The organism is Pseudomonas fragi, from assembly GCF_002269505.1.
Lineage (GTDB): Bacteria > Pseudomonadota > Gammaproteobacteria > Pseudomonadales > Pseudomonadaceae > Aquipseudomonas > Aquipseudomonas fragi_D.
Map to the genome: position 1 here is coordinate 14,827 of NZ_NQKQ01000022.1, position 15,187 is coordinate 30,013.

Below are 15,187 nucleotides of genomic sequence, written 5' to 3' on the forward strand. Positions count from 1 at the left end.
CAATCGCGATGTACCTGATACGCCGCGCTGAATGGTTTTACGACGGCTACGTCGGAGTGCCGCACCACGCCATCGCAGCCTCGCTGCGCTCCTCAGCGGCTACAGTTCAGCGGTGCGGGTTACGAACGCGAGGCTATCCCGTACTTGCGCAACCGCTGCCCGATGGCGGTATGGGACGTTTGCAAGCGCGAGGCCAACTGCCGGGTCGATGGATAGGCCACGTAGTAACGCTCCAGCAAGGTTTTTTCAAAACCCTGCATCGCCGCTTCCAGGCTGGTCACTTCTTCGCTGACCGTCTTGTGGCCGGTCAGCTCGGTACCCGCCAGTTCCAGATCACCGCAATCAATCACGTCGCCCTCGGTGGTGGCTGCTGCGCGGAAGATGACGTTTTGCAGTTGCCGCACATTGCCCGCCCAGCGATTGCCCAGCAACAGCGGATGGGTCGCCACAGCCAGTTGACAGGGCGAACGGTGGATCTGTTCGCAGGCCTGGCGCAGAAAGTGCTCGGCCAGCAGCAGAATGTCCATGCCGCGCTCGCGCAACGGCGGCACCAGCAGGTTGAGGACGTTGAGGCGGTAATACAGATCCTCACGGAAAGTGCCCTCCCTCACCATGCGCTCCAGGTCCCGATGGGTCGCACAGAGCACCCGCACATTCACCCGGACTTCGCGCTCACCGCCGATGCGCCGAAAGCACCCGTCGCTGAGAAACCGCAACAGTTTGGCTTGCAGGTACGGTGACATCTCCCCCACTTCATCCAGAAACACGGTGCCACGGTCTGCCAATTCCAGAAGCCCCGGCTTGCCGCCACGCTGGGCACCGGTAAAGGCCCCGGCGGCATAACCGAACAACTCGCTTTCGGCCAGGCTTTCAGGCAACGCTGCACAGTTCAAGGCCAGGAACGACGCATCGCGGCGGGCACTCATGGCATGACAGGCGTGGGCAACCAGTTCCTTGCCGGTGCCGGTTTCGCCCTGGATCAGCAGCGGCGCATCCAGGCTCGCCACTTTGTGCAGCCGCGTCTTGAGTTCTTCCAGTACAAGCGACTTGCCCAGCAATGCCTCAAGCCCTTCAGCCGGATCGCGCAACAGGGACGCCAGCCGCTCACCGATACGGCTTGGCGGGTACAAGGTCAGCAGCCCGCCGACCAGAACATCCGTACCGCCGCTGATGGGTGTGGCGTCGAGCAGCAGGTCGCGACCCTTGAAGCTCACTTCGCACATAGGCAGACGAAAGCCTTTATCGATCAGGGTGTGGGCCAGGTCAGGGGCCGCGAACAGATTCGACAGCGGCTCACCGGTGGGATCGCTGCCATAAAGGTCCGTCAGCCCGGGGTTGGCCAGCAGCACGCAGCCATCGGGATCCACCGCCATCACCGGATCGCTCATGGCGGCCAGCAAGGCCTCCAGTTGCAGGCGGCGGCGCTGGCCCGGGAGGATGTCCACCAGATCAACAGCCTGCACCCCTGTTACCCCAAGCAAGGCGTGGTGGAGTTCGTCCAGCACCTTTTGCGACAGGGTGGGTGCATCGATATAGACATTCGGCGGGCTCATCTCCACCGCGTCCAGGTTGAGATTGCGCGCGCCCAGCAGCATCAGGATTTCCTGGGTGATGCCGACGCGGTCTTTGAACGTGACGTGAATTCGCATGCTCTGGCGCTCCCTGACAGCTAACAACGAGGGGCGGCACACCCTGTGCCGCCCCCCGGGCAGAATCAATGTCGTGAAGCAGCCCTCAGTCGGTCTGGCAAGCCAGGTCCGCAACCTCCTGCTTGTTGCGCAGAACCGAGCGATAGCCCAGGCCCAGCACCACAAACCACACCGGCACCATGTACAGCGCCTGGCGAGTGTCATCTTCCAGCGCCAGCAAAGTCAGGATAAACACGAAGAAGGTCAGGCACACCCAGACCATGACCTTGCCACCCGGCATTTTGTACTTCGAGGCACGGTGCAGGTGATCGCGCTTTTTGCGATAGGCCAGGTAGGACAGCAGAATCATTGTCCACACAAACATAAACAAGGTGGCCGATACCGTGGTGATCAGGGTGAATGCCTCCATGAGGTTGGGCACCACATAAATCACCAGCGCGCCCGCCAGCAGGCAGATGCAGGAGAAAATCAGGCCATTGGACGGTACCGCACGGCGCGACAGGTTCTTGAACTTGCTCGGTGCGTCGCCGTCCATCGCCAGACCGAACAGCATGCGGCTGGTGGAGAACACGCCACTGTTGGCCGAAGACGCCGCTGAGGTCAGCACGACGAAATTGATGATGCCTGCGGCTGCGGGCAAACCGGCGAGCATAAACAGTTCAACGAAAGGGCTCTTGTCAGCCACCACATCACGCCACGGGGTGACCGCCAGGATCGCAATCAGTGCGAACACGTAGAACATGATGATACGCAGCGGAATCGAGTTGATCGCCCGCGGCAGGTTGCGCTCCGGGTTTTTGGTCTCCGCCGCAGTGGTGCCCACCAACTCGATGCCCACGAAAGCAAACACGGCAATCTGGAAACCGGCGAAGAAGCCCATCAGGCCATGGGGGAACATGCCGCCGTCATTCCACAGGTTAGCCAGCGATGCAGAATTGCCGGTGGGTGACTGAAACGCCGTGGTCACCATATACAGCCCGGTGCAGACCAGCGCGCAAATGGCCACGATCTTGATCATGGCAAACCAGAACTCCAGCTCGCCGAACATCTTCACCGTGATCAGGTTCAGCGACAGCAGCAGCGCAACGCAGCCGATGGCAGGCAGCCACAAGGGGATATCGGGGAACCAGAAATGGGTATAGCCGGAGATGGCGATCACATCGGCAATGCCGGTCACGATCCAGCAGAACCAGTAAGTCCAGCCGGTAAAGTACCCGGCCATGGGGCCCAGCAAGTCTGCGGAGAAGTCGATAAAGGATTTGTACTTGAGGTTGGACAACAACAGCTCGCCCATGGCACGCATCACGAAAAACAACATAAAACCGATGATCATATAAACGAAGATGATCGAGGGACCTGCGAGGCTGATTGTCTTGCCCGAGCCCATGAACAGTCCGGTACCAATGGCACCGCCAATGGCGATCAGCTGGATATGGCGATTGGACAGGCTGCGTTGCAGCTCCGGTTCCGATTTCGGCTCTTGGGTATCAGGTCGGTGATTTTGCATGAATCATCCTCTTTTATTGTTCTTGTACGGGGTCCCTGGACCAGATAAACATCATGTTTATCCAGAGCGGACAAAGGGACATGAGCACGTTCTGTGCCAGCCCCGTACAAGCGGTCAAGCGGGCCGTTTATGGGCCGTGGAGTCTGTTTGTCTGTAATGGAATCACTCCACAAAAACACGTTTGCGGGTGATTCGGTGGAGCGCGGGTACTGTAAACCATGGCCCAGCTGAAGTTGTAACGAAATCAGTCCACTGGAGCGTATTCGTACCGTGGGCGGCCGAAAGTCTCTTTTATTGTGGGAGCGGGCTTGCTCGCGATGGCATCACCTCAAACGACCTGCAAGACCCCGTTGCCTGTATCGCGAGCAAGCCCGCTCCCACAGACGATGCGCCTCAAGCGCTCCTTTTCAACGGCATGCGCAATTCAACCCGCAAACCATCGGGCTGGCTGTCGAAGCTCAGTTCACAGCGACAACGCTCGACAATCGCCTGCACGATCGCCAGGCCCAAGCCACAGCCGTTGCTGTTGCCATTGCGCCAGAAGCGCTGGGTCATATGTTGCAGGGTTTCGGCGGGGATACCGGGGCCATGGTCGCGCACCTGGTATTTGACCTGTGAACCGTCAACAGCCACGGTCAATTCCACCTGGGTGCCCGCCGGGGTATGGCGCAAGGCGTTGTCCAGCAAGTTGCGCAGCGCAGCGATGGCCAACACCGACGGCACTGCAAGCACCGTGGCTGGCAGGTCGGGCGCAAAGTGCAGGCGGATACGTTCGCCCTCACCTGCTGCTGCATCGTGAACCGCCAAGTGTGCCACTTGCTCGGCCGAACAATTGACCCCGTCGTCAAACGACAGGCTGCCCTCGACCCGCGCCAGCAGCAGCAATTGCTCCAGGGTTCGGTGCAGGCGGTCGGCGCCCGCCTCGGCATGGGCCAGTGACTGTTCGCGAGCTTCGCCGTCGGTCATGCGCGCCACTTGCAGGTGGGTCTTGATCGCGGTCAGCGGGCTGCGCAGTTCGTGGGCCGCATCACCGGTAAGGCGCCGCTCACGCTCTATGGTCTTGGCGATACGGGCAAACAGCTGGTTCTGGGAATCGAGCAGCGGTTTCAGTTCGCCGGGCAACGGTGAAATGTGCAACGGCTGCAAGGAGTCGGCATCGCGGCGCATCAGGGCATCGCGCATGCGGTTGAGTGGCGCAAGCCCTTGGCCGATCCCCAGCCACAGCAGCAGCAAACAGACGATCAGCGCCATGCCCACCGGGACCGAAGCCGCCAGCAGCACCGACAGGTTCAAGGCCTCGCGCTCGACCTGGCGATCGGCCGTGGTGATGCGCACATCGCCACGGTCCAGGGTAAAGGTGCGCCAGGTAGCGCCATCGATGACCTGGTCATGAAAACCCGCCGCCTGGGATTGCATCGGCTGGTCCGGGTTGTTGTGGCTGCGGGCCAGAACCTCGCCGCGCAGCGAACTGACCTGGCAGGCCATACCGCCGGGGATGGTCAGTTGTTCGGCACTGAAATGGGTGCCCTCGCCTTTGACCGGCAATTGCGGCAGTTGCTCCAGCAACCCGGCGACCATGCGAGCCGAGGCCACCAGGCGCTGGTCGAGGGAAAACATCATCTGCTGACGCAGGTCGCTGAGCATCCAGGCCGCAGCCAGGGCCCAGACCAGCACAAACGCCGAGCCGATGGTCAGGCTCAAACGCAGGCGCAAGCTCATCAAGCTTGGGGCTCTGCGTCATCGGCCGGGCCCAGGCGATAGCCCAGGCCGCGCACAGTCTCGACGATGCTGTTGCCCAATTTGCGCCGCAGATGGTGGATATGCACGTTCAGGGCATTGCTCTCCAGCTCATCGCCAAAGCCATAGATGCTGTCCTTGAGCTGCTCGCTGGACAAGACTCGGCCACGGTTATGCAGCAAGGCTTGCAGCAGCGCCTGCTCGCGGCGGGATAAATCGACCGGCTGGCCCGCCAGCAAGGTCACGCGGCTGCTGGGGTCGTAGCTCAGGCGGCCATGTTCGATCAGGTTGACGCTGCGCCCGGCCACCCGGCGCAGCAATGTATGCAGGCGGGCGGCGAGTTCGCGCAGATCGAAAGGTTTAAGCAGGTAGTCATCGGCACCGGCCTGCAGGCCGTCGACACGGTCGGTGACCGAGTCACGGGCGGTGAGGATCAGCACCGGCAGTTCAAGGCCTTGCTGACGCAACTGCTGCAGCAGCTTGAGGCCATCTTCGTCGGGCAGGCCCAGGTCGAGCACCATCACATCGAACTCGGCAGCCTTGAGCATGGCCCGTGCTGCACCGGCACTGGCGACATGCTCGACCGTCAGGCCCTGGGCCGTCAGCCCGGCCTTGATGCCGCTGGCAATCAGTTCGTCGTCTTCGCAAACCAGTACATGCATGCTGATACCCGCGTAAATGAGCCGATTAAAAAGCGGTGGGATTAAGGGCGGATTATGCCGTGTAGCCAGACATCATGCCCCCCTGAATACGCGATCTGGCGTTACATATGTAGTGCACAGTACTGCAGATCCCTCCCTACCCTGAGCGCCTGTCCATCCACACGCAAAAGGAACTTGTATGCTGGCATTCACTGATGAATTTTCCTGGCTCTTCGAAGGGCTGAGTACCTATACCACGCTCCATGAAAAAGGCATGCGCCTGTATGACCTTGGCGCGTTCAAATACGCGCAGCAATTCCTGCAATTGCCTGCGGCCGTTGGCGACGCCGAGGCTCAATTTGCTCTGGCCAGTATCATTGAACGTGACCCGTCCGAAACCCTGTCCACAATAGCGCCCCTCAAGCAGGCGCTGGCGCAGGCTGAAACCATCAGCCTGCCTGAAGATGTCAGGGCTACTTACATCCAGCAGGTGGGCCAACAAATCAGCGACATTGAAAACGCGTTCAAGGCCCGATATCTGGCGCTTTACCAGGCAGCAGCCGAACAAGGTCATATTGACGCAATGCTGCGCCTGGGAGGCGATGAGTGGGCCGAGAAGGTGCGCCTTCAACTGGCTCCCGGCGTGCAGAGCAACGAGAGTGAAGCGCTGCTGAACATGTACGCATTGACCAGGGAGCTGGAGTGGCTGAAAAAGGCATCAGGCGCCGGGAATGCAGTAGCCCACTATTTATTGGCCCTGCGCTATAACGAGAATCCTGAACTTTACGTCCCGGCTCACATCAATTTATCGCTCGAAACCCACATCGACGCGGTCTTGCGCAGCGCTGTCATCGGGGGTTACCCGCCCGCGATGTACTGGTACGCCAACCGTCTCAAACTGCGTGGCAACTTTATTTTTATCCAGCACCTGCGGATCGATGAAGCAAAAGCCGGCAGCATTGATGCTGTTGCTCGCTACGGCCTGGCACTTTCCGGCTTTTACAGCGATGAGCAATACAACGATACCGATAGCGGATTTGATGCCGATTATGTCAAAGGCTATGGATTACTTTGGCTCGTCAACCAGGTGAAAGGTCGAGAATCAGCGCCAGTTGATTTTAAAAATATCCTGGCCCAACTGGAGCGCGAACTCACACAGGTACAAATCAACGAAGGCATAAATTGGGCCCGGTACTGGCGCGAACAATACCCGCTGCTATCCGAGTTCCGCTTGCGCGCCTGTTTACGCTGACCCTGCAACAACCTCGGCCGACCAAGCATTAACACTCGGTTAATCGATACCCGCCAAGGTGTGCTCTATCTGTAAACACCAAGGTCTGGCGCATGTCTCGTTTGTTTATCTTTTTCCTGCTGATGGTCACGGGTTTTAGCCAGGCTTATGCCAGCGAAGACCCGTTTTCACAAAAAGACGACTTTTTGCCGGTCTCCAAGGCGTTTGCACTGAGTGTCGAGCCATTGCCCTCCGGCGAAACCCGCCTGCAGTGGAAAATAGCCGACACCTACTATCTGTATCAAAAACGCTTCAAGTTTGACGGCCTCGACGCCGCGCACACACCTGTTCTGCCACAAGGGCTGGAACACAGCGATGAGTTTTTTGGTGCCACCCAGGTTTATCGCGACAGCGTCGCAATTGTGATCCCGGCGGGAGCCAGCGGTCAGGTCAAGGTCAGTTGGCAAGGCTGCGCCGATGCCGGCCTGTGCTACCCGCCACAAAGCCAGACTGTCGATTTGGGCGGCACCTTGGCAGCTCCCGTGCAGGGTCAGGCCCAGGACCAGTCACTGGCGAGCACCTTGCAACAGCGTTCATTGGGCTGGAGCCTGCTGCTGTTCTTCGGCTTGGGCCTGCTGCTGGCCTTTACGCCCTGCTCGCTGCCCATGCTGCCGATTCTGGCCGGGCTGGTAGTGGGTAGCGGAGCCACGGCCGGACGCGGTTTTGCCGTGGCCGGCAGTTATGTGATCAGCATGGCACTGGTCTATGCCGGGCTGGGCGTACTGGCAGCCTTGCTGGGCGCCAACTTGCAGGCGCTGCTGCAACAACCCTGGTTGTTGGGCAGCTTTGCTGCATTGTTCGTGGTCCTGGCACTGCCGATGTTCGGTTTTTTTGAACTGCAATTGCCCGCCGGCCTGCGTGATCGCCTGGAAACAGCCGGGCGCGGCCGCAAAGGCGGCAGCCTGCTGGGTGCAGGCATTTTGGGTGCCCTCTCCGGCCTGCTGGTAGGCCCGTGCATGACCGCGCCGCTGGCCGGTGCGCTGCTGTATATCGCGCAAAGCGGCAACGCGGTGGAAGGCGGGCTGGTGTTGTTTGTGATGGGCCTGGGCATCGGCGTACCGCTGTTGCTGCTGGTCACCGTGGGCAGTCGTTTCCTGCCCAAGCCCGGCGCGTGGATGAACCTGATGAAGGGCCTGTTCGGCTTCCTGTTCCTGGGCACTGCGCTACTGCTGGTGCGCCCGGTGCTCGACGAATCCCTTTGGGTCGGCTTGTGGGGTGCGCTGCTGATTGTTCTGGCATATAGCCTGTGGCAACAGGAACAGGCATTCCTTCGCGCCAGACCACTGTTCAGCCCGCTGAGCCTGCTCGCAGGCCTGTGGGGCAGCCTGTTGCTGGTGGGCGCCGCCGGGGGCGGCACCGACCTCTGGCAACCGTTGCAGGTGTATACCGCCAACACGGTGGCCGGCAGCACGATAAGCACCGCCCATGACGCCTTTGTCACCATCAAGGACCCGGCCAGCCTGGACCGCGAACTGGCTAGCGCCAAGGCTGAAGGCCAGTGGGTGATGCTCGATTATTACGCTGACTGGTGCGTGTCGTGCAAGGTCATGGAGAAACAGGTATTTGCCAAACCCCAGGTGATGGATGCCTTGCAAGGCGTGCGCCTGTTGCGTCTTGACGTAACCGCCGATAATGTCGCCAGCCGCGAGCTGCTCAGCCGCTATCAAGTCCCCGGCCCGCCCAGTTTCGTCTGGATCGGCCCCAATGGCGTTGAGCGTCGCGGGCAACGCATCACTGGCGAAGTCAACGCCCAGACCTTTTTGAATAACTGGAACGCCACTCGGGAACTCCTCTAAATGCTCACCCTGACCATCGGTTCGTTTGCGCTGGCCATCAACCACTTGCTGCTGATCCTGGCCCTTGCCCTGGCGACACTGGTGGGGTGGCGTGTGGCCAAACGCGGTGGCGAAAACCCCGAATCCGTGCTGTTCAGCCTGTTTTTACTAGGTTTACTCAGCGCACGCATCGGCTTTGTACTCAGCTACTGGCGCTACTTCAAGGACGACCCGCTGCAAATGCTCGACCTGCGCGATGGCGGTTTTTTGTTGTGGCCGGGGCTGCTGGCAGTGCTGGTCGGTGCGCTCATCTGGGGCTGGCGCCGCGCCGGCCTGCGCCGCCCTTTGGGCTGGGGGCTGGCCAGCGGGCTGGCGTTCTGGCTGCTGGCCAGCCTGTCATCAAGCCTCTACGAAAAAGGCACGCGCCTGCCCGAATTGGTGTTGCGCAATGCCAACGGCGAGTCGGTGCAGTTGAGCAGCTATCAGGGCGGCCCGCTGGTGATCAACCTGTGGGCCACATGGTGCCCGCCGTGCCGGCGCGAAATGCCGGTCCTGCAAGACGCCCAGCATCAACATCAAAACGTGACTTTCTTGTTCGTCAATCAGGGCGAGAGCATGCAGAGCGTCAGCACCTTCCTTGAAACCCAGGGTCTGAACCTGAGCAACGTGCTGTTCGACAGCGGCGGCCAGTTGGCACAAAAAGTCGGCTCGATGGCCCTGCCGACTACCCTGTTCTACAGCGCTGATGGTCGTCTTCTGGGCAGTCATCTGGGCGAGCTGTCAAAAGCCAGCCTGGCTCGGGCCATGGAGCCCTTCAATCTGAACAATTCAATGTCGGCCCAACAGGTCGACCCTGCAAGGAATGAGCAAAAATGTTTAACCGCAAACTGCTGACCCTGAGCATGGCCACCCTGCTGGGTGCTGCACTCCTGCAATCACCTGTGCTGCAGGCAGAAGAGCTGCCGCCGGCGATCAAGAAGATTGAAGCCAAGGGCGCAAAAATCATTGGCAGCTTTGATGCTCCCGGCGGCTTGCGTGGCTATGCCGCCCAGTACCAGAACCGTGGCATGGCGCTGTACCTGACCCCGGACGGAAACGTTTTGGTGGGTAATTTGTATGATGCCGACGGCAAAGACCTGAGCCTGGCGCCGCTGCAAAAGCTGGTCTACGAGCCGATGGCCAAGCAGGTATGGGGCGAAATGGAGAAAAGCAACTGGATCGCCGACGGCAAATCTGATGCGCCGCGCATCGTGTACCTGTTCAGTGACCCGAACTGCCCCTACTGCAACATGTTCTGGGAACAGGCCCGTCCTTGGGTTGACTCGGGCAAGGTGCAATTACGCCACATCATGGTGGGCATCATCCGCGAGGACAGTCCGGCCAAATCGGCCGCCCTGCTCGCAGCCAAAGACCCGCAGCAAGCCCTGCACGAACACGAGAAAGCCGGCAAGGCCAGTACCCTCAAGCCCCTGGCCAAAATTCCGGCTGATGTTCAGGCCAAGCTCGATGCCAATGCAAAGTTGATGGAAGAGCTGGACGTGGCAGCCACCCCGGCCATTTTCTACCAGGACGCTCAAGGCAACCTGCAACAGCAGCAAGGCGCACCGTCGCCAGACAAACTGGTGCAGATTCTGGGACCTAAGTAAAACCTGCGGGCTGCGATCGCGCTACAAACCGTTCGCAGCCCGCGCCGATGCTGGCGTGAGCCATGTCTCAGTCTGCCTTTTCGCACGCTATTAATTCTGTTTCTCAATTGACAATCATTATCATTAAGCCTAGCTTGTGAACAGCTGTGTAGGACGCCTCCCACGAAGAGGTCCTCACTCACTCATTCGCAGCAGGTGATCTCCATGACGGAACAAATGTCCACAGGCAAGTGCGACTCACCCCTACTTCAAGCCTTTGTTGATAACCGACTGGTTCTGGTCAAAATCGCAGCCCGTATCACTGGCTGTCGATACCGGGCAGAAGATGTCGTGCAGGATGCGTTTTTCCGTTTGCAGTCCGCGCCGCAAATTACCTCATCGTTCAAGGCACAACTCAGCTACCTGTTCCAGATCGTGCGTAACCTGGCAATCGACCATTACCGCAAGCAGGCGCTGGAGCAAAAATACTCCGGCACCGAAGAAGAAGGCATGAACGTAGTGATCCATGGCGCCTCTCCGGAAACCTCGCTGATCAATTTCTCGACTCTGGAACATATCGCGGTAGCACTCACCGAGCTGCCAAGCCGTACCCGTTATGCCTTCGAAATGTACCGCCTGCACGGCGTGCAGCAAAAGGACATTGCCAAGGAACTGGGCGTATCGCCTACCCTGGTCAACTTCATGATCCGCGATGCCCTGATCCATTGCCGCGCAGTGTCAGGTACCCACGCTGATACCTACGCACGACGTTGATACAACCGTAGCAGCTACCGACCTGCTACAAGGCTTCCCTCCTACATCTCAACCACAGCAATTTTGTAAGGTGCAAAAATCGCCTGCAACTGGCCGTTGTCGCGCAGTTTTTGCATCATTTGAGCAAACTGCTGACTCTGGATCGGTGCTTGCGGGCGCAAAAGCGCGAAATGCCGATAAGTCTGGTCGATACGCTCGGACACCATGACCCGGTCCTTGATCTGCGGGTCGCAGCCCAACATGTCGATCAGGTTGGAACGTGTCATCAAGGCAATATCCGCCCGCCCCCTCAAGACCATCAATAAATTGCTTTCGTGGGAGTAGGTCAGGGTTGCGCCGAAGCTCTCGGTGAGAAACTTCGGCGAGGCGTTGAACCCGGCAAAGGCATAGTGATAGCCGCTATACAGGGCGAGGCGCTTGCCCTTGAGGTCTTCAAAATAGCCTTGTTCACGGTCCGGATGCTGCCGAGCAACAAACACTTCAGCGTCTTCCAGGCCCATATCAACTGCAACATAGGGGAACGCCTGCCAGCCCCAGGCCGGGTTCTCGAACATTAACATGTCCACCCGCCCGCGCTCGAAGTCACGCACGCGCCGCGCAATGGAACTGGGTACCAGGACAAAACGGAAGTCGCCTTGCAACTGGTTGAGGGCTGCGAGCAATTGCGACAACAGGCCCGCGTCGGTGCCGCGCTCGGGACGTACGATGTAAGGCGGGAAGTGCGCAGCTCCAACCCTGATTTCCTGAGCGGCCCAAACCGGTGTCAGCCAGCCCATTCCCAGGGTCAGCAACAGGCTGTGGGCCAACTGAATTGGCGAACACTTCAAAACCATACACACCTGACGCCGCCCATGGCTGGAACTTATTGATCGACACACGACCTGAGATCGAGCACGTACACCATTAAAGCGCCTATAGACTAGCAAGTGCTCGACTGGCCCACTACAAAATAAGCGCCGGACTCAGTGTTTTAGCTACGCTCCAACTTCAACGCCGATGCTGTTAAAGGAAGCTGCACATGCCTCACTGGCTGGTAATTGACCTGGAAGCCACTACCGATGATGGCGGCTGGCCCCTGGTGGAAATGGAAGTGATCGAGATCGGCGCCAGCGTGGTCACCCGCGCAGGCCGTGAGGTGGATCATTTTCAGCGTTTTATTCGCCCGCAACGTCGCCCCCTGTTGACCCCTTTCTGTCGACAGCTGACCCGCATCACCCAGGCCAATATTGATGCCGCTGCGTCGATGACGACGGTTTGGGAGCAATTTGAACGCTGGCTCGGCCAGCACCTGCCCAAACTTGAAGGCTGGGCCAGCTGGGGCGAGTACGACCGCAAACAACTGGAGCAGGAATGGCACCACAAGCAACTGCACAGTGCCCTGCTGCAATTGCCGCACATGAACCTCAAGCAGCAATTTGCCAGGGCCCGCCAGCTAAAGCAGCCGCTGGGCCTTAACAGCGCGCTGCAACTGGCCGGAATGCAATTCAATGGTCAACAGCACCGGGCCCTGGAAGATGCCCGCAATACTGCGCGTTTATTGCCCTTGGTGCTCAAGGGATAACGACCATAAAAGGGCGTGACGGGATAAAACCGCTTCTGCATACTGGCCAGCCCTTTTTTAGCCCATTCCGAGGAATCGCCATGTTTAAAGTCAACGAATACTTCGACGGCACCGTCAAGTCGATTGCCTTCGCCCAAACCGAAGGCAAGGCCACCATTGGCGTCATGGCTGCGGGTGAATACGAGTTTGGCACTGCCGAGCGAGAAATCATGCACGTGGTTTCGGGCGAGCTGAGCGTCAAGCTGCCGGGCAGCAGCGATTATGAAACCTTCAAGACCGGCAGCCAGTTCAACGTGCCGGCCAACAGCAAGTTCCAGCTCAAGGTCGCAGTGGACACCGCCTACCTGTGTGAGTACCGCTAAGCAATACCGCGTCAGTTGCCTGCATTGAACTGCAACGCCGCCAGCCGTGCATACAGCGGGTTGGCGGCGATCAATTGGGCATGGGTGCCAATGGCGACCAGCTTGCCCTGATCCATCACCGCAATACGATCAGCATTCTGTACAGTGGCCAGACGATGGGCAATCACCAGCGTGGTGCGGCCTTGCATCAGGCTCGGCAAGGCCTGCTGGATCAAATGCTCGCTCTGGGCATCAAGTGCACTGGTAGCCTCGTCCAGCAACAGGATCGGCGCATCCACCAGCAACGCCCGGGCAATCGCCAGACGTTGGCGCTGACCGCCCGACAGCCCCAGGCCACCATCACCCAGGTGAGTTTTATAGCCCTCAGGCATCTGCAGAATAAAGTCGTGGGCGTGGGCAATTCGCGCCGCCGCTTCGACCTGCTCATCGCTGGCAGCAGCATTGCCATAACGGATGTTGTCTTCAATCGTGCCAAAAAACAGCGCAGGTGTTTGCGCCACCAGGGCAAAACAACGACGCAGGTCATGCGGATCAAGCTGGGTGATCGGCTGCCCTTCAAGCAGGATTTGCCCCTGCTGCGGATCGTAAAAGCGCAGCAACAAGTCGAACAATGTCGACTTGCCCGCCCCGGAAGGGCCGACCAGTGCCAGGGTTTCTCCCGCATTAACCGTCAGGCTCAGACCATCAATTGCATGACTTTCGGGCCGTGACGGGTAGGCAAAACGCAGGTTTTCCAGCTGAAGGTTACCTTCTACCCGTGCGGGCAAAACGCGTAAACCCGTGCTCGGTGGCAAAATCAGGCTTTTGGCTTGCAGCAGCTCGGCAATCCGCTCGGCTGCGCCCGCCGCCTGCTGCAACTCGCCAATCACCTCACTCAGCGTGCCGAATGCACTGCCCACCACCAAGCTGTAAAACACAAAGGCGGCCAGCTCGCCGCCAGTGATGCGCCCCGCGATCACGTCCATGCCGCCGACCCACAGCATGACCCCTACAGCCCCCAGCACCAGCAAGATCACCAGAGTGATCAACCACGCCCGTTGCAGGATACGTTTACGTGCAGTGGCAAACGCATGCTCAACGGTACTAGCAAAACGCTGCTGGTCTTGCTGTTGGTGGTTGTAGGCCTGCACCGTCTTGATCTGACCCAGAGCCTCGGCCACATAGCTGCCGACATCGGCAATCCGGTCCTGACTCTGGCGCGACAGGCTGCGTACCCGACGACCAAAAAACAGAATCGGCACCAGAACCAGTGGCAAGGCGACCACCACAATACTGGTGAGCTTGGGGTTGGTGACAAACAACAGCACCACGCCGCCGATCACCATCAGGCTGTTGCGCAAGAACAAGGACAGCGACGAACCAATCACCGACTGCAGCAACGTGGTGTCGGTGGTCAAACGCGACTGGATTTCCGAGCTGCGGTTGTTTTCATAAAAGCCCGGATGCAAGCCGATCAGATGGTTGAACACCTGACGCCGAATATCGGCGACCACCCGCTCGCCGATCCATGACACCAGATAAAAACGCACGAAAGTGCCCACTGACAAGCCCAGCACCAGCAACAGAAAAAAGCCGATTGACTGGTTAAGCAACTGCGGCGACTGGGTCATGAAACCCTTGTCGACCAATAGACGAATACCCTGCCCCATCGACAAGGTAATACCCGCCGTAACAATCAGCGCCAGCAGGGCGCCAAAGGCCTGCCAGCGATAAGGCGCAATAAAATGAATTGCCAGACGAATGGCGCGGCGATGACGGGAAGAAAGCATGGGAGGGTATCCGCAGTGAGGATCAGCGTAAAAAGCCTTACACAGCCTACAACGAAGTTCGCCTAAGACTGGTAAACCTTTCTCACTCGTTTTGAATATGACCCGCAACCACAAAGCCTAGACAGTAATGTTCTAAAGTCGCACTGGAAGTTTCAGGATATTTCTGTTGGACTGGGGTGGTCGCCAAGTTTGTAACAGCTTGGTCATTAAACGGATCTACAGTAGCGCTACACCCTGATGAGGAGACAGGCCATGGATTTGCAACAGAACGCTCAAGCCGTACCGGTGATTCGCACCCAACCACAGCAATCCTTGGGGTGCGCATTTATCGACGAGAATGGTCAGGAAATTCTGATCACCGAGGCGATGATTCAGGACGCCTGCCACGAGCTGGAGCAACGCCTGGTCAAGCCATCGCGCAAGGGCTGATCCTTGCCTACAAGACCTAGTTCATGAATAAACAGCATTCGCATCACTGACCGGCCCTACTGCGTAA

General features: G+C 59.0%; 14 protein-coding genes. 8 read left to right on the forward strand and 6 right to left on the reverse strand.

Going from position 1 to position 15,187, the window contains the following annotated elements:
• Positions 1-119 precede the first annotated feature (119 nt).
• The 4 genes from CJU81_RS17615 to CJU81_RS17630 form a co-directional block, all read right to left on the reverse strand.
• Positions 120-1,649, reverse strand: coding sequence for a sigma-54-dependent transcriptional regulator (locus CJU81_RS17615; protein WP_095037655.1), 1,530 nt, complete (start codon positions 1,647-1,649; stop codon positions 120-122).
• An 85-nt stretch (positions 1,650-1,734) separates the two neighbouring features.
• Positions 1,735-3,156: a D-serine/D-alanine/glycine transporter gene (cycA, locus tag CJU81_RS17620; RefSeq protein WP_095037656.1), complete on the reverse strand. Its 1,422-nt coding sequence runs from the start codon at positions 3,154-3,156 to the stop codon at positions 1,735-1,737.
• A gap of 393 nt (positions 3,157-3,549) precedes the next feature.
• Positions 3,550-4,875: an ATP-binding protein gene (locus tag CJU81_RS17625; protein ID WP_095037657.1), complete on the reverse strand. Its 1,326-nt coding sequence runs from the start codon at positions 4,873-4,875 to the stop codon at positions 3,550-3,552.
• Positions 4,875-5,555: a response regulator gene (locus CJU81_RS17630; RefSeq protein WP_095037658.1), complete on the reverse strand. Its 681-nt coding sequence runs from the start codon at positions 5,553-5,555 to the stop codon at positions 4,875-4,877. Before CJU81_RS17630 ends, CJU81_RS17625 begins: the two co-directional genes overlap by 1 nt.
• Positions 5,556-5,733: 178 nt before the next feature.
• Between CJU81_RS17630 and CJU81_RS17635 the strand changes: the two genes are divergently transcribed.
• From CJU81_RS17635 to CJU81_RS17655, 5 genes are all read left to right on the forward strand, one after another.
• Positions 5,734-6,786, forward strand: a complete 1,053-nt coding sequence (locus tag CJU81_RS17635; RefSeq protein WP_095037659.1) for a hypothetical protein — start codon at positions 5,734-5,736, stop codon at positions 6,784-6,786.
• A gap of 92 nt (positions 6,787-6,878) precedes the next feature.
• Positions 6,879-8,621, forward strand: coding sequence for a protein-disulfide reductase DsbD (gene dsbD / locus CJU81_RS17640; protein ID WP_095037660.1), 1,743 nt, complete (start codon positions 6,879-6,881; stop codon positions 8,619-8,621).
• Entirely contained in the window at positions 8,622-9,494 is an 873-nt protein-coding gene (locus CJU81_RS17645; protein ID WP_095037661.1) for a TlpA disulfide reductase family protein, read from the forward strand.
• Positions 9,473-10,246 (forward strand): thiol:disulfide interchange protein DsbG, encoded by a 774-nt coding sequence (dsbG, locus tag CJU81_RS17650; protein ID WP_095037662.1) that lies wholly within the window; start codon positions 9,473-9,475, stop codon positions 10,244-10,246. The genes CJU81_RS17645 and dsbG overlap by 22 nt, the downstream gene beginning before the upstream one ends.
• Before the next feature lie 204 nt (positions 10,247-10,450).
• A complete protein-coding gene (locus CJU81_RS17655) occupies positions 10,451-10,999 on the forward strand; it encodes an RNA polymerase factor sigma-70 (RefSeq protein WP_095037663.1) in 549 nt (182 codons plus the stop codon).
• Between the two features lie 41 nt (positions 11,000-11,040).
• Here the strand turns inward: CJU81_RS17655 and CJU81_RS17660 are convergent, their stop codons facing one another.
• Complete coding sequence (locus CJU81_RS17660) at positions 11,041-11,832, reverse strand: substrate-binding periplasmic protein (protein ID WP_176464866.1); 792 nt, start codon at positions 11,830-11,832, stop codon at positions 11,041-11,043.
• Positions 11,833-12,017: 185 nt separating this feature from the next.
• On the opposite strand from CJU81_RS17660, the gene CJU81_RS17665 reads away from it, so the two are divergent.
• Together CJU81_RS17665 and CJU81_RS17670 are read left to right on the forward strand one after the other, a co-directional pair.
• Positions 12,018-12,560 carry an exonuclease domain-containing protein gene (locus tag CJU81_RS17665; RefSeq protein WP_095037664.1) on the forward strand — a complete coding sequence of 181 codons (543 nt, stop codon included), beginning with the start codon at positions 12,018-12,020 and terminating at the stop codon, positions 12,558-12,560.
• An 80-nt stretch (positions 12,561-12,640) separates the two neighbouring features.
• Entirely contained in the window at positions 12,641-12,922 is a 282-nt protein-coding gene (locus CJU81_RS17670) for a pyrimidine/purine nucleoside phosphorylase (protein WP_095037665.1), read from the forward strand.
• 11 nt (positions 12,923-12,933) lie between these two features.
• On the opposite strand, the gene CJU81_RS17675 is transcribed toward CJU81_RS17670, so the two are convergent.
• The gene (locus CJU81_RS17675) at positions 12,934-14,691 is read right to left on the reverse strand and encodes an ABC transporter transmembrane domain-containing protein (RefSeq protein WP_095037666.1); all 1,758 of its coding nucleotides are present in this window, start codon (positions 14,689-14,691) and stop codon (positions 12,934-12,936) included.
• A 252-nt stretch (positions 14,692-14,943) separates the two neighbouring features.
• On the opposite strand from CJU81_RS17675, the gene CJU81_RS24095 reads away from it, so the two are divergent.
• Positions 14,944-15,120 carry a PA1571 family protein gene (locus CJU81_RS24095; RefSeq protein WP_176464867.1) on the forward strand — a complete coding sequence of 59 codons (177 nt, stop codon included), beginning with the start codon at positions 14,944-14,946 and terminating at the stop codon, positions 15,118-15,120.
• Positions 15,121-15,187: the final 67 nt, after the last annotated feature.

Coding starts and splice junctions, on each gene's coding strand:
- CJU81_RS17615 (WP_095037655.1), bottom strand. CDS start 1,649: ATGCGAATTCACGTCACGTTCAAAGACCGCGTCGGCATCACCCAGGAA.
- cycA (WP_095037656.1), bottom strand. CDS start 3,156: ATGCAAAATCACCGACCTGATACCCAAGAGCCGAAATCGGAACCGGAG.
- CJU81_RS17625 (WP_095037657.1), bottom strand. CDS start 4,875: ATGAGCTTGCGCCTGCGTTTGAGCCTGACCATCGGCTCGGCGTTTGTG.
- CJU81_RS17630 (WP_095037658.1), bottom strand. CDS start 5,555: ATGCATGTACTGGTTTGCGAAGACGACGAACTGATTGCCAGCGGCATC.
- CJU81_RS17635 (WP_095037659.1), top strand. CDS start 5,734: ATGCTGGCATTCACTGATGAATTTTCCTGGCTCTTCGAAGGGCTGAGT.
- dsbD (WP_095037660.1), top strand. CDS start 6,879: ATGTCTCGTTTGTTTATCTTTTTCCTGCTGATGGTCACGGGTTTTAGC.
- CJU81_RS17645 (WP_095037661.1), top strand. CDS start 8,622: ATGCTCACCCTGACCATCGGTTCGTTTGCGCTGGCCATCAACCACTTG.
- dsbG (WP_095037662.1), top strand. CDS start 9,473: ATGTTTAACCGCAAACTGCTGACCCTGAGCATGGCCACCCTGCTGGGT.
- CJU81_RS17655 (WP_095037663.1), top strand. CDS start 10,451: ATGACGGAACAAATGTCCACAGGCAAGTGCGACTCACCCCTACTTCAA.
- CJU81_RS17660 (WP_176464866.1), bottom strand. CDS start 11,832: ATGGTTTTGAAGTGTTCGCCAATTCAGTTGGCCCACAGCCTGTTGCTG.
- CJU81_RS17665 (WP_095037664.1), top strand. CDS start 12,018: ATGCCTCACTGGCTGGTAATTGACCTGGAAGCCACTACCGATGATGGC.
- CJU81_RS17670 (WP_095037665.1), top strand. CDS start 12,641: ATGTTTAAAGTCAACGAATACTTCGACGGCACCGTCAAGTCGATTGCC.
- CJU81_RS17675 (WP_095037666.1), bottom strand. CDS start 14,691: ATGCTTTCTTCCCGTCATCGCCGCGCCATTCGTCTGGCAATTCATTTT.
- CJU81_RS24095 (WP_176464867.1), top strand. CDS start 14,944: ATGGATTTGCAACAGAACGCTCAAGCCGTACCGGTGATTCGCACCCAA.